This is a genomic window from Neisseria sp. HMSC064E01 (assembly GCF_001808875.1).
GTDB classification, from domain to species: Bacteria; Pseudomonadota; Gammaproteobacteria; order Burkholderiales; family Neisseriaceae; genus Neisseria; species Neisseria sicca_A.
Genome location: NZ_KV794931.1, coordinates 45,216 through 59,103, shown reverse-complemented (window position 1 = coordinate 59,103; position 13,888 = coordinate 45,216). Strand labels below are relative to the sequence as shown.

Sequence of the window (13,888 nt, the reverse complement as noted above, 5' to 3'; positions counted from 1 at the left end):
AGATTACTGTAAATCCAAACTTCTGGATTCCCGCCTGCGCGGGAATGACGACGGCGAAGTGTTTTTTGGATTCCCACTATCGGCATTTTATCGGCGTATTCTGCAAGCAGAAGCATCATTCCGTATAATCCCCTTAATTCCCTATCCAATATAATCGGCACATTCAGACGACCCCTTCCTACATCATGACACGACAAGCCTTTATCCTCAGTGATTGCGAATTTTCCGAATGCGGCGAAAAGCCTTATGCGCTGTTGACGGCGAATCCGACCAAGGAACACCACTATATCGCCCAGACCGAGCAGCGGCAGCACGCGCATAATCCACAGGTCAGCCCGCAGAATCAGAATGTCTATAAGCTGCCTTTGTCCATGTTCCGCGAACCGGCTGCCGCCCGACGCTCCCGCTCCGGCGACAAGGTTCGCGGCGGAAACGAAAATCGCGGGGCGGCGGCGAGTGTCAACATTATCGGCAATCTGGCGGCGAAAAACCTTTACACGCTGACTTTCGTCGAAAACACCGCCAACCAGTACAATTTGGAAAGCTGGTTCAACCGCCACGAAAGCGGCTACGAAGAAGCCTGCAACCATCTGCGCACACTGCCCGAATGCCGTCTGAAAACGGGTGAAACCGATACGGTCAAAGTTCCCGAAGCATTGTGGCGGATATTGCGGCTGAAATTCCTCGGCATCCTGCGCAATCCGCACAACCATAAAAATCTGTTCGCCCACCGTCTGCATGAGGCCGTTCGGGCGCGGCTGCCGGAGGTCGGGTTTGAGTTTGTACGCCTGATCAGCAAGCGCGATCCGAGCCGCATCGAAGCCATTATGCAAAACTACCGTTTTTCGTTTCTCGGCTATGTTGATTGGCTGGCGGGGCTTTACGGTATGTTGAGCGAAGGCGTGGCGCAGCCGTCGCTGTTCGAGCGGCTGTTTTGCACCATATTCGCCGAACCCGATGCGGTGAAAATCGAGCTGTTCCGCTATGCCGAAAATGAGGGGCTGTGCCTCTTTGGCGACAGCAGTTTCTGCCTTCAGGCTTCGCCGAAACTCATCAGCGTCGGCGTGAATATTTCGCACGATATGTTTGCCGTCGTCCACCTGCAAACCGACCGCTGGCTTGCGTTTAAAAATACTTTCCACCACGACGCACCGAAATTGGAAGGCAGGGTAAGGATTATCGACGGCGACCAAACCCAGCGGCTGATGTTCAACCGGCTGACCATCAGTCAGGCGCATGAAGCCGTGTTTGGTAGAAGCCCGAATATCGATGATTATCTTTAACGCTTGGATGATATATAGTGGATTAACTTTAAACCAGTACGGCGCTGCCTCGCCTTGCCGTACTATCTGGATTTTGGGGAATTTTGCAAAGGTCTCTATCTGTACTATCTGCGGCTTCGTCGCCTTGTCCTGATTTAAATTTAATCTACTATACACGCGCGCTTGATGTAAAGCATATTGATGCTAGACAAAAGGTCGTCTGAAAACGATTTGGCAAACCCGCTACTTTCGTTTTCAGACGACCTTGTTTGTACTCGGCGCTTAAGCCTTGTTTTGCGCTGCCGCTATTTGCACTGCCCCACTGCCGCCGGATAAACCGATACCTGCGTCTGCGTCAGGGCAAACAGGTTTTCAAGCTGCGTTTGCGCCTGGCGGTTGGCGTGATCCAAAATTTGGGCTTTGCACGCGCTGGCGAGGACTTGTTTTTTGGCTTCGTCCTGCACGGTTTTGAATACCGCCTTATCCACCGGCAAAAGGTTGAACGAGCCGGTTTGGATGTCGTACACCTCGATATTTTCCAAATCGACGCTGAGGATTTCTACAGGCGGCAGGCTGATGAGGGCTTTTCCGTCCACGATATTGACGTTGTCGGCGTGAAGCTTGTCCAAATCCAAGCCCGCCAACACTTTGCCGCGCACGATAAACAGACCGCTTTGCGAGTCCTGCCACAATCTGCGCCAGTCGCCTTTTTTCTCGGTGCGGATGATGGTATCGATGTAAAAAGCCGTGCTTTCCAAGCGGTTCATCTGCTTAATCTGCATCAAAACGCCTTCGCGCGAAATCGCTTCATGGGCGTTGTCGTTGCGGTGCTGGGCATAAAACCAGCCGCCCGCCGCTGCGAGTGCACAAAAAATAGATATTAAAATCAATCGGTAAACCATTTTCATCAGGTTAGACCCTTTTCGGTTGCGTTAAACTTATAGTGGATTAAAATTGCAATGATACGGCGTTGCCAACGCCCTTATGTACTACCCGTACACGGCGGGCGTTGCCGCCTTGTCTCATTTTTATTTTAATCCACTATAACGCCCATATTCTTTCAAATGTTCAGATTTCAAGCAAAGGTCGTCTGAAAACGCCATTTTTGTTTTTCAGACGATCTCCTATCAAAACATTACCAAAAAGTAATAAAAATCCGCTGTCAAACACAGTTTGCCTTTTGGTAAAGACAAGACTACAATCGCCTACATCCTTTCAGCCACACCACACATCATGAACACCACCGACCTGCGCCGCCGCAACCTGCGGCAATGGATAGCGGACAAATACGGCGGCCAGCAAACCCGTTTTGCCGAAGCCATCGCCATCAACCAAGGCGAATTGTCCGCCCTTCTGAAAAACAAATCCTTCGGCGAGAAAAAAGCCCGCAAAATCGAACAAGCGGCGCAAATGCCCGCCATGTGGCTGGATCAAGAACACGCCTCAGCCCAACCCGACCATCAAGAAAGACGCACCATGCCCCACATTTCCTCCATCCCCGAAATCCTCGCCGACATCAAAGCCGGCAAAATGGTCATCATCACCGACGCAGAAGACCGCGAAAACGAAGGCGATTTGCTGATGGCGGCGCAGTTCGTTACCCCCGAAGCCATCAACTTCATGATCAAACACGCGCGCGGACTGGTTTGTCTGCCGATGGAAGGCAGCATGGTCGAACGGCTCGGCCTGCCCATGATGACCCAGAAAAACGGCGCGCAATACGGCACCAACTTCACCGTTTCCATCGAAGCGGCGCAAGGCATCACCACCGGCATTTCCGCCGCCGACCGCGCCCTGACCATCCAAACCGCCGTCTCCCCGACCGCCAAACCCGAAGACATCGTCCAACCCGGCCACATCTTCCCCCTGCGTGCGCAAAAAGGCGGCGTCCTAGTACGCGCCGGACACACCGAAGCCGGTGTCGATTTGGCACAAATGAACGGGCTCATCCCCGCTGCCGTCATCTGCGAAATCATCAACGACGACGGCACCATGGCGCGTATGCCCGAACTGATGAAGTTCGCCGAAGAACACAACCTCAAAATCGGCACAATTACCGACCTCATCGAATACCGCAGCCGCACCGAAAGCCTGCTCGAAGACATGGGCAACGCCCCCGTACAAACCCCGTGGGGCGAATTCCAGCAACACGTTTACGTTGACAAGCTCTCCGGCGAAACCCACCTCGCCCTCGTTAAAGGCAAACCCACCGCCGACACCGAAACCCTCGTCCGCGTACACGAACCCTTCAGCGTCATGGACTTCATCCAAGCCAACCCGCGCCATTCCTGGTCGCTGCCCAAAGCCCTTGAGCGCATCCAGCAAGCCGACAGCGGCGTCGTCATCCTCCTGCACCGCACCGAAGACGGCGCCACCCTGCTCGACCGCACCCTACCCAAAGGCGCCAACCAAGCCTACAAATGGGACAGCAAAAGCTACGGTATCGGCGCGCAAATCCTCGCCGGCCTCAACGTCGGCAAACTGCGCGTGTTAGGCCAACCCTCCGCCTTCACCGGCCTGACCGGCTTCGGCTTGGAAGTCGTCGGTTTTGAAGAAGCAGAAAACAAATAAACCGCCCATCTGATCAAAAGGTCGTCTGAAATCCCGATTCCGGTTTTCAGACGACCTTTTGCTATAATACCCGCCAGTTTTAAAACGGAAGAAACCCATGTCCCGAATCGCCGCCCTGCCCGACCACCTCGTCAACCAAATCGCCGCCGGCGAAGTGGTCGAACGTCCTGCCAACGCCCTCAAAGAAATCGTCGAAAACAGCATAGACGCAGGCGCGACGGCGATTGAAGTCGAGCTGGCGGGCGGCGGCATCCGCCTCATCCGCGTCAGCGACAACGGCGGCGGCATCCACCCCGACGATATCGAACTCGCGCTCCACCGCCACGCCACCAGCAAAATCAAAACCTTAAACGATTTGGAACACGTCGCCAGCATGGGCTTTCGCGGCGAAGGCTTGGCAAGCATCGCCTCCGTCAGCCGACTGACCCTGACCAGCCGCCAAGACGGCAGCGCGCACGCGACCCAAGTCAAAGCTGAAGACGGCAAACTCAGCAGCCCCACTGCTGCCGCCCATCCCGTCGGTACCACCATCGAAGCCGCCGAACTCTTCTTCAACACCCCCGCGCGGCGTAAGTTCCTCAAATCCGAAAACACCGAATACGCCCACTGCGCCACCATGCTCGAACGCCTCGCGCTGGCGCATCCGCACATCGCCTTCTCGCTCAAACGCGACGGCAAACAAGTGTTCAAACTCCCCGCACAAAGCCTGCACGAACGCATAGCCGCCATCGTCGGCGAAGACTTTCAGGCGGCATCCCTAGAAATCGACAGTGGCAACGGCGCGCTGCGGCTCTACGGCGCCATCGCCAAACCCACCTTCGCCAAAGGCAAAACCGACAAACAATACTGCTTCGTCAACCACCGCTTCGTGCGCGACAAAGTCATGCTCCACGCCGTCAAACAGGCATACCGCGACGTATTGCACAACGCCCTCACCCCCGCCTTCGTCCTCTTCCTCGACCTGCCGCCCGAAGCCGTCGACGTAAACGTTCACCCCACCAAAACCGAAATCCGCTTCCGCGACAGCCAGCAGGTACACCAACTCGTGTTCCACACCCTCAACAAAGCCCTCGCCAACACCCGCGCCGACTTGACCGAAAGCGTCGGCAACGCAGGCGAAGTGTTGCACGAAATCACAGGCATCCGTCCCGCGGCAACGTCGTCCGAAAACGAGCCTAGCGAGTTCCGCCCAAACCCGACCGCGTCGTCTGAAAACATTTTCGCCGCCGCACCAAGCGCACACGCCTCTGAACCGCGCAACGCCTTCAGTTCCGGCAAAACCGCCCCCATGCCCTATCAGGCGGCACGCGCGCCGCAGCAGCGCAGCCTGTCCCTGCGCGAAAGCCGCGCCGCCCTCAACACCTACGCCGAACTCTTCAAAAACACCGCAGCCGATGAAGCCGATATCGAGTTGGCACAATTCGAACAAGCCCGCTTCGGCAGCACATCCGCCATGTCGTCTGAAATCCCCGCACGCACCTTTTCAGACGACCCCAAACCCGAACTGCCGCCGCTCGGCTTCGCCATCGCCCAACTATTAGGCATCTACATCCTCGCCCAAGCCGAAGACAGCCTGCTGCTCATCGACATGCACGCCGCCGCCGAACGCGTCAACTACGAAAAAATGAAACGCCAGCGGCAGGAAAACGGCAACCTGCAAAGCCAACGCCTGCTCATCCCCGTTACCTTCGCCGCGTCCCACGAAGAATGCGCCACCCTCGCCGACCACGCCGACACACTGGCAGGCTTCGGGCTAGAACTGTCCGACATGGGCGGCAACACCCTCGCCGTCCGCGCCGTCCCCGCCATGCTCGGCAAAGCCGACGTCGTCTCGCTCGCCAAAGACGTATTGGGAGAACTCGCCCAAGTCGGCAGCAGCCAAACCATCGAAGAACACGAAAACCACATCCTCGCCACCATGTCCTGCCACGGCTCTGTCCGCGCCGGCCGCCAGCTCACCCTGCCCGAAATGAACGCCCTCCTGCGCGACATGGAAAACACCCCGCGCAGCAACCAATGCAACCACGGCCGCCCAACCTGGGTGAAGCTGACGCTGAAAGAACTGGACGCACTGTTCTTACGCGGGCAATAAATCCGATGGAAAACAAAAGGTCGTCTGAAAACGGATTTAAGCTTTCAGACGACCTTTTAAGTAAACTAGGTTACAAAACCCAACAACATTTTGGAAAATTTGGCAGCAAGCGTAGGTTGGGTCAAGACCCAACAAAGGCTCTGATCTTTCTGTAATGTTCAATTTTCAATCTAGCCTACTACCAACAATGGGAATATTTTAAATGAATTGTTTAGATTTATTGGCATATGTCGAAAAAAGACCATTTATGTATTTGAGCGAAAAAAATATAAAAATTTTAGAAAGTTTTATAACAGGATATTATCTATGTGAAGGACTAAATGCTATACCCAGTGAAAAAGATGATATTTTTAGAGAAAAATTTTATTACTGGCTAATTGAGCAGTTTGATTTTCTTCAAACTACCCATACATGGAGAGGCCTGATTGAACAGATTGCAAAATTTGAAAATCGGGATGAGTTTGACTGTTTCTTTGATTATTTGAAACTGTTCAAAAAAAATCATGGGATTGAGCCTGCAGAACCTGAGCAAACGTAAATTATATCAAGCCCCAGCAAAACCCTTGAATATTCTACAATATTTAATTTTCAACTCTACATATCGCTCAAAAACCACCTTCATCATTAATTTATATAATTGTATTCAAAAATTCAATATAACTTGTTTCTTATACTGAGTTTTTTGCCAATATTCTTGATACATAACAAGGCAGTCATATATTATTTTGTATAAAGATTTATTTTTTCTTTTCAGCCTTTCTATAAATTTGAAATTTATAATTATTTTTTCTTCGGGCAACCAACTCAAATCTTGCATACATTCATCTAGTGCATCGTAATTAAATCCAAAATAATCCGGAAAGTATAACTTCTCACTCATAATTTTTAAAAAACTGCTTGATGTTCTTAAGCTTCCCAAATTAATATCTACAACAAGAGTATTATTCATTGCAATATTACCTCTAAAAATGCTTCATATTCATAATACCTTGTTGAGTTATGCGAATGGTTAATACACATGTTACAAATTATGATATTAATCATTATCACAATAATAAACGCTTATTGGTAGGCTAACTTTGTATTTTGCCAACTCTGCTAATAATTCACTATTGAAAATTTCAAAATTGCATTGATCTGAATAGTAAGCCTCAATAAAAATTCTAAGATCATCAGCATTATTTAATCTTAATAATTGATGATTCTTTCTAAAAAAATCTACGAATTCCTGTTCATATTCACTATCCCAATATTCTTTTGAAAATTCATTTTTGTGATTTACTACCAGACATCCATAATCTTTTATTTCCCCAAATTCATCTTCTCCTCCAACATCAAAATAGTCAGTAACTTCAAGAGAAGTCTCAAGGTTATTAACCATTTTACTAGGCTTGAAATTATCGCCAAAAATCATAATTGTAAATCTTAAATACATAAAAATACTCCTTTTATTTCATAAATTTATTATCTATTCAGAACATCTTGCCGCTCAAATTTCCCTTGCCATCAATATTTCCACTTTTAGCAAACGTAGGAGGCTGGTTCAAAACTCAACAAGAACCTTGAACATTCTACAATGTCCAATTTTCACCCCAATCTACCATCAAATCAAAGGTTTCAGACTACCTTTTAGCCTGAATTCAATCGACGCCCTCGTAGCGTGGGCTTTGCCCACGAAAAAACTACCGCCCAATCCATCTTTTAAAAACTCAAATAAAAACGTCGTCTGAAAACCCAAAACCCGGTTTTTCAGACGACCTTTCCCTTCTCTACACTACCTATTTCCTCTTCTTCAGCAGCCTCAACGCATTGCCCACTACAAACAGGGAACTGAGGCTCATGCCCAATGCGGCGATCCAGGGTTTGACGTAACCCAAGACGGCAAGCGGGACGGCGATGATGTTGTATGCGCTTGCCCAGGCGAGGTTTTGGCGGATGATTTCGCGTGTGCGGCGGGCTTGGGCGATGGTGGCGGGCAGGATGTTCAAATCGTCGTTGAGCAAGACCAAATCGGCGCCGTCTCGGGCAACATCTGCGCCTGCTGCGACGGCGGCGGATACGTCGGCTTGGGCAAGGACGGGGGCGTCGTTGATGCCGTCGCCGACCATCAAGACTTTTCTGCCCTGTTTCTGCAAGTCTTCAACATAGGCGAGTTTATCTTCGGGCGAGGCTTCGGCGCGGTAGGTGTCTAAACCGAGCGCCTGCGCAACTTGTGCGACGGCATTGGTGCGGTCGCCGCTGAGCAGGTGGGTGCGGATGCCTTGTTGTTTGAGGATGTCGAGCATGGCGGCGGCGCTGTCTTTGATTTGGTCTTCGAGCAGGAAGACGGCTTGGAAACCGCTTTGGTTGCCGAGGAATACCATGCTGCCTGCGTGTTCGATGTTGGCGGCTTCGTCAGGCAACACGCCGGCTATTCCGGCGACAAAATCGGCGCGTCCCAATGCCCAAACTTGGGTTTCTCCTTTGTAGGTCATTTGCGCGCTAACGCCTTGTCCGATGCGGTTGACGCGTTGGGAAACTATGTATTCGGGCGCAGGGGCGGGGTCGTCTGAAAGCGTGTGGTTCAAGATGGCGCGGGCGATGGGGTGTTCGGATTGTTGTTCCAGAGCTTGTGCGGCGGCGAGGACTTCTACTGTTTTCAGACGATCTAAGGGGATGATTCGGCTGACGGAGAGTTGTCCTTTGGTCAGCGTGCCGGTTTTGTCGAACACGACATCGTCGATTTGGGCGAGCGTTTCGAGGCTTTGTTTACCGCTGATTAACACGCCGTCGTCGGCAAGCGCGCCTGTGGAGGCGGCAAGCGCGGTCGGCGTGGCAAGTGAAAGTGCGCACGGGCAAGTAATGACCAGCAGCGCGACGGTAATCCACAAGGCGGTTTGTGCGTCGGCATACCATGTCCAGCCGATGAAAACGGGTACGGCAAGCAGCAGCTCGCCAAACACGAAACTGGAGGCGTATTTCTCGGCAAGCTCGGCGGCGCGGGGTTTTTGGGCGAGCGCGCGGTCGAGCAGTTTGACGATATGCGACAGGCGCGTGTTGTTGCCGGTGCGGTCGGTTCGGATAACAAGCGGGCTGCCCGTATTGAGCGTGCCTGCGGTAACGTTTTCAGACGACCTTTTGACGACGGGCAGGCTCTCGCCCGTCAGCATGGCTTCGTCCACTTCGCTCTCGCCGGACAACACCGTGCCGTCCACAGGAATGACCTCGCCGGGTTTGACGACGATCACGTCGCCCGCCTGAAGCTGTACAACCGCCGCTTCTTCAATTTCCTCGCTGTCGGGATAAGACGGAAGGCGGTGGCAGAACGCGGGGACGAGTTTCACCAGCCGCTCCGCCGCATCTCCTGCCCTGCGCCTTGCGATTTGTTCCATAAACCGCCCGCCCAGCAGGAAAAACAGCAGCATGGCGATGGATTCGAAATACATCCCCTGCCCCGCATTGACGGCAAGGCTGTAAATGCCCGCGACAAAAGTCATCACGACCGCAATCGCAATCGGCGTATCCATGCCGACGCGGCGGTTTTTCCAATCGCGCCACGCGCCGCGGTAAAACGGCAACGCGCTGTAAAACACGACGGGCAGCACCATCAAAAAGCCGCCCCAGTGCAGGATTTCCAAAAACAGCGGCTCGATGTCGCCGCCGTAAAGATAGGTCGGCACGGCAAACATCATCGTCTGCATCATGCCCAAACCCGCGACCGCCAGCCTGACGATAAACTGTTTGCGCTCTTTCTGCGCCTGCGCCTCGACTTTTTGCGCATCATAAGGCGCGGCGGTATAACCCGTTTTGCGGATTTTCAAAAGAATGTCCGACAGCGCGATTTTGCCCTCGTCCCACACCACGCGGCAGCGGTGCGTACTGTAATTCAAATCCACGCGCACCACGCCCGCCGTCCGCAAAAGCTGCTGCTCAATCAGCCATACGCACGCCGCGCAGGTAATGCCGCCCAGCATCAACACCGCCTCGCGTTCATCCCCTTCCCCGACCTCGACAAAATCCGCCTGCACTTCGGGCAAATCGTACAATTTCAGTTGCGACAACACTTCCGGCGGCGGCAATTCGGATTTTTCCGCGTCGGCGGTACGCTGTTTGTAATAATTGCCCAAGCCTGCATCAATAATGCTCTGCGCCACCGCCTGACAACCCGCGCAGCAGGTTTCATGGTCTTCATTTTCGTAGCGGACGGTCAGATGGAGGTGTTCGGGGACTTCCAAACCGCAATGGAAACAGGTTCTTTCCGTTTGATTCATAATATGTGCCTGATGGTGTGCCGGCAGGTGGTTTGCCGCTTGAAACTTGGATTTGAAATGTTTAAAAATGTAAACTTTATTAAAGTGTCGCTTTTTAGCAGGTTTTTAAAAAAATTTTACAAAATGTTCATTTTAAAACAATTTGCATATTTTTATTACTTTTATTCATATTTTTCAATAAACTATCCGCTCATCAACAGACGAACGGTTGCGTTCTGATACCGCATATCGTGCGAATTTACCGATTATTTTAATGTAAAAACGGAACTTTTTTAAAAAAGCGCACTACATTTTTGTTGACCTACCCGACTAGAAGTTGCATACTATGCGCATATTCCGTACAAACAGTGCGACAAAAAATACAAAACATTACGCTTTTACACAAAAATTTCCATTAACTTCTTACTCGGGAAAACATCATGATTGACCGCCTGCTACCTATTTTTGCCGTTATCGGCATCCTGTCCAGCGTCGCCTACCTGAGCTTGGCGGCATGGATGATTTACGAAAACGTTATGAAAAAACGCCGCCTCCTTCCTCTATAAGCGGCAACCCCTTTAAACGGCCGTTTGGAAATAAAGATAAACCCTCCCTGATTTATCTTTGTTTTCCAAACGGCCTTTATTTTCAGACGACCTTTTAAAACACGCGGCGGCAAACAATGGACAGAAATCGAAATCCGCCCCGCCGCCTTTTCCATTGAGAAACAACGGCAGTCAAAACATCCTGTTTTTATTCGGATTCATGGTTTTCAGACGACCTTTTGCCGCCGTTTTCCAACGTCCGCTCAATCATCGCTTCGCGCAAAGCGTCCAAGCCCAGACTTTTCGTCACCGAAATATTCACGCCGACGGCGCGTCCCGAATTATCCCGCAACACGCCCGCCTCGCGCACGCCATCCGGCAGCAGGTCGATTTTGTTGTACACGACAAGCTGAGGCACTTCATGCGCGCCGATTTCTTCCAAAACCACATTCACATCGTCTATCTGCCGCTCGAAATCGGGATTGGACGCATCAACGACGTGCAGCAACACGTCCGCCAAAGCTGTTTCCTCCAGCGTCGCCGAAAACGCCGACACCAGCTTGTGCGGCAAATCGCGGACGAACCCGACCGTATCCGTCAGAATCACGCCCGCCTCATGTGACAAAAACAAACGTCGCGCCGTCGTATCCAGCGTAGCAAAAAGCTGATCTTTCGCCAACACGTCCGCCTTGGTCAGACGGTTGAACAGGCTGGATTTGCCCGCGTTGGTATAACCGACGATGGCAAAGGTTTTCAGACGACCTTCCATCCGCGATTTTCGGCGTGTGGCACGTTGTTTTTTCACTTGCGCCAATTGCTTTTTCAACGCCGTGATTTTCTGCCCGATCAGGCGGCGGTCGGTTTCCAACTGCGTCTCGCCCGGCCCTTTCAAACCGATACCACCCTTCTGGCTCTGCAAATGCCCGTAGCCGCGCACCAGCCGCCCGCTCAAATGGTTCAACTGCGCCAGCTCCACCTGCAATTTACCCTCCTGCGATTGGGCGCGTTTGGCAAAAATCGCCAAAATCAGACCCACGCGGTCGAGGACGCGGCATTGCAGGATTTTCTCCAAATTGCGCTCCTGCGTCGGCGTCAATTCATGGTTGAACACCACCAAGCCGATATCGTGCAGCTTCACAGCAGCCGCAAGCTCCTCCGCCTTGCCCGTGCCGACGAAATAAGCCGTATGCGCCTTGTCGCGCTTGGCGGTTTCCCGCAACACCAGCTCGCCGCCTGCCGCCGCGACCAATTCCGCCGCCTCGTCCAAGGTCGTCTGAAAAGTCCGCTCGCGCACTTCGTTCGCGCCCGAATAATCCGCGCTCAACATCACCCCGACCAGCATCACGCGCTCGGGTTTCTCCAAAGATTTGTCGACGGGGAAAATGTTGCGTTTGGACAAGGAAAATCCTTTCGTTTTAGAAAAACTGAAAAGCGGCATCCATCAATCTGATGACTCGGCCGCTCTCTGCGCTGTCTTATTCGGCGTGCCGCACGCTCCGTTGGAGGCGTTTGTTGACGCGATTGCGTGCTGCGTCAGCATCTTACACCATCCGACCGTGAAAGCATAATCAAGAAAGGTCGTCTGAAAACCGGATTTCGGTTTTCAGACGACCTTTCGTTTGTTTAAACGGTTTGAACCAACGCTTCAGGCGGCTTGTTCGTGCATCGTGTGAAGGCGGCTTTGCGCGGGATTTTCTTGAAACCATTTCAATTCATCGCGCAGGGAAACGACTTCACCAATGACAATCAGCGCGGGACGCGGGGCGTTTTCTGCCAGCTCGGACAGGTTTTTCAGACGACCTGTCACGACGCTTTGGTGCGGGAGCGTACCGTTGGAAACGATGGCGACGGGTGTGTCGCCGCTGCGTCCGTGCGCCATCAGTTTTTCGGCGGTTTCGGCGGCTTTGAGCGTGCCCATATAGACGACCAGGGTTTGGTTGCTCAGGGCGAGCATGCGCCAGTCGGGTTGGTGGCCGTCGTGTTTGCTGTGTCCGGTCACGAAGAGCGCGCTTTGGGCGCAGTCGCGGTGCGTCAGGGGGATGCCTGCGTAGGCTGTCGCGCCCAGTGCGGCGGTGATGCCGGGGATGATGCGGTACGGGATGTGTGCCTCTCGCAAAACTTGGGCTTCTTCGCCGCCTCGTCCGAAAACGAAGGGGTCGCCGCCTTTGAGCCGGACGACGCGCAAACCGCGTCGGGCGTATTCGACCAAGAGGCGGTTGGTTTCTTCTTGTTGGACGTGGTGCGAGCCTGCGCGTTTGCCAACGCTGATTTTGTCCGCGTCTTTGCGCACCATGCTTAAGATCTCGTCTGAAACCAAAGCGTCGTGGAACACGACATCCGCCGCCTGTATCGCCTGCAAGGCGTGCAAGGTGAGCAGTCCGGCGTCGCCAGGACCTGCGCCGACCAGGACGACTTCGCCTTTTGCCGCGCCGAAGCCGTCAAGCTGCGCGGCAAGCTCTGCTTCGGCGGCATCAAGGTTGCCTTGGGCGGCGAGCGCGTTAAAACGGCTGTCGAACAGGTTTTCCCAAAAGCGGCGGCGGTTTGCCGTACCTTTAATTTTGGCTTTGACCGCGCTGCGCCATTTGCCGGCGAGTGCCGCCATTTGACCGGTGTGCAGCGGGATGAGCGTTTCGATGATTTGCCGCCACTTGCGCGCTAAAACGGGGGCGGTCGCGCCGCTGGAGACGGCGATTTTGAGCGGGCTGCGGTCGATGACGGCGGGAACGGTGAAGGAACACAAATCCGCGGTATCGACGGTGTTGCAGAGTTTCGCCCGCTGCTCCGCCGCTTGGAAAATGCGGCGGTTGAAGGCGTAATCGTCGGTGGCGGCGACGGCGAAAAATACGTCGTCCAAATCGTCCTCGTGAAATTCGCTGCCCAGCCATTCGATTTTGCCTTCGTCCGCCCACTTTTGGAAAACGGGATTGAGTTCGCGGGCGACAACCCTGACCGCAGCCCCTGCCTGCAACAGGCTTTCGGCTTTGCGTTCCGCCACTTTGCCCGCACCCGCCAGCAGGACGGGGCGGCCGTTCAAATCGGCAAACAGGGGATAATGGTTCATGGCGTGTTCTCTTATTAAGTTATCGTGCCGCCCATCTTAAAATCCCGCAGGCTTCGGCGGAAAGAATGGTTTTTGCTTATCTTATCGAATTTGGTTATATGGTGGATTAAATTTAAATCAGGACAAGG

General features: G+C 52.9%; 11 protein-coding genes. 5 read left to right on the top strand and 6 right to left on the bottom strand.

What is annotated here, in order from left to right:
* Positions 1 to 185: 185 nt before the first annotated feature.
* Positions 186 to 1,283, top strand: a complete 1,098-nt coding sequence (locus HMPREF2572_RS05885; protein WP_070496758.1) for a hypothetical protein — start codon at positions 186 to 188, stop codon at positions 1,281 to 1,283.
* 284 nt (positions 1,284 to 1,567) lie between these two features.
* On the opposite strand, the gene HMPREF2572_RS05880 is transcribed toward HMPREF2572_RS05885, so the two are convergent.
* Positions 1,568 to 2,170, bottom strand: a complete 603-nt coding sequence (locus HMPREF2572_RS05880) for a DUF4230 domain-containing protein (RefSeq protein WP_070496754.1) — start codon at positions 2,168 to 2,170, stop codon at positions 1,568 to 1,570.
* 322 nt (positions 2,171 to 2,492) lie between these two features.
* Here HMPREF2572_RS05880 and ribBA point away from each other — a divergent pair, with 322 nt between their 5' ends.
* From ribBA to HMPREF2572_RS05865, 3 genes are all read left to right on the top strand, one after another.
* The gene (gene ribBA, locus HMPREF2572_RS05875; protein WP_210385294.1) at positions 2,493 to 3,833 is read left to right on the top strand and encodes a bifunctional 3,4-dihydroxy-2-butanone-4-phosphate synthase/GTP cyclohydrolase II; all 1,341 of its coding nucleotides are present in this window, start codon (positions 2,493 to 2,495) and stop codon (positions 3,831 to 3,833) included.
* Positions 3,834 to 3,930: 97 nt separating this feature from the next.
* Positions 3,931 to 5,925: a DNA mismatch repair endonuclease MutL gene (gene mutL, locus HMPREF2572_RS05870; RefSeq protein ID WP_070496751.1), complete on the top strand. Its 1,995-nt coding sequence runs from the start codon at positions 3,931 to 3,933 to the stop codon at positions 5,923 to 5,925.
* A 202-nt stretch (positions 5,926 to 6,127) separates the two neighbouring features.
* Positions 6,128 to 6,463 carry a hypothetical protein gene (locus HMPREF2572_RS05865; RefSeq protein WP_083294173.1) on the top strand — a complete coding sequence of 112 codons (336 nt, stop codon included), beginning with the start codon at positions 6,128 to 6,130 and terminating at the stop codon, positions 6,461 to 6,463.
* Between the two features lie 105 nt (positions 6,464 to 6,568).
* On the opposite strand, the gene HMPREF2572_RS05860 is transcribed toward HMPREF2572_RS05865, so the two are convergent.
* The 3 genes from HMPREF2572_RS05860 to HMPREF2572_RS05850 all read right to left on the bottom strand — a co-directional run bounded on the left by HMPREF2572_RS05860 (position 6,569) and on the right by HMPREF2572_RS05850 (position 10,175).
* Positions 6,569 to 6,874 carry a barstar family protein gene (locus HMPREF2572_RS05860; RefSeq protein ID WP_070496747.1) on the bottom strand — a complete coding sequence of 102 codons (306 nt, stop codon included), beginning with the start codon at positions 6,872 to 6,874 and terminating at the stop codon, positions 6,569 to 6,571.
* Between the two features lie 87 nt (positions 6,875 to 6,961).
* Complete coding sequence (locus tag HMPREF2572_RS14815; RefSeq protein ID WP_210385293.1) at positions 6,962 to 7,360, bottom strand: interleukin; 399 nt, start codon at positions 7,358 to 7,360, stop codon at positions 6,962 to 6,964.
* 343 nt (positions 7,361 to 7,703) lie between these two features.
* Positions 7,704 to 10,175, bottom strand: coding sequence for a heavy metal translocating P-type ATPase (locus HMPREF2572_RS05850; protein ID WP_070496745.1), 2,472 nt, complete (start codon positions 10,173 to 10,175; stop codon positions 7,704 to 7,706).
* Between the two features lie 419 nt (positions 10,176 to 10,594).
* On the opposite strand from HMPREF2572_RS05850, the gene HMPREF2572_RS15205 reads away from it, so the two are divergent.
* A complete protein-coding gene (locus HMPREF2572_RS15205) occupies positions 10,595 to 10,720 on the top strand; it encodes a hypothetical protein (RefSeq protein ID WP_283117759.1) in 126 nt (41 codons plus the stop codon).
* 187 nt (positions 10,721 to 10,907) lie between these two features.
* Here HMPREF2572_RS15205 and hflX read toward each other — a convergent pair whose 3' ends face one another.
* Both hflX and cysG read right to left on the bottom strand, forming a co-directional pair.
* Entirely contained in the window at positions 10,908 to 12,098 is a 1,191-nt protein-coding gene (gene hflX, locus HMPREF2572_RS05845) for a GTPase HflX (protein ID WP_070496743.1), read from the bottom strand.
* Between the two features lie 246 nt (positions 12,099 to 12,344).
* Positions 12,345 to 13,760: a siroheme synthase CysG gene (gene cysG / locus HMPREF2572_RS05840; protein WP_070496741.1), complete on the bottom strand. Its 1,416-nt coding sequence runs from the start codon at positions 13,758 to 13,760 to the stop codon at positions 12,345 to 12,347.
* Between the last annotated feature and the right edge of the window lie 128 nt (positions 13,761 to 13,888).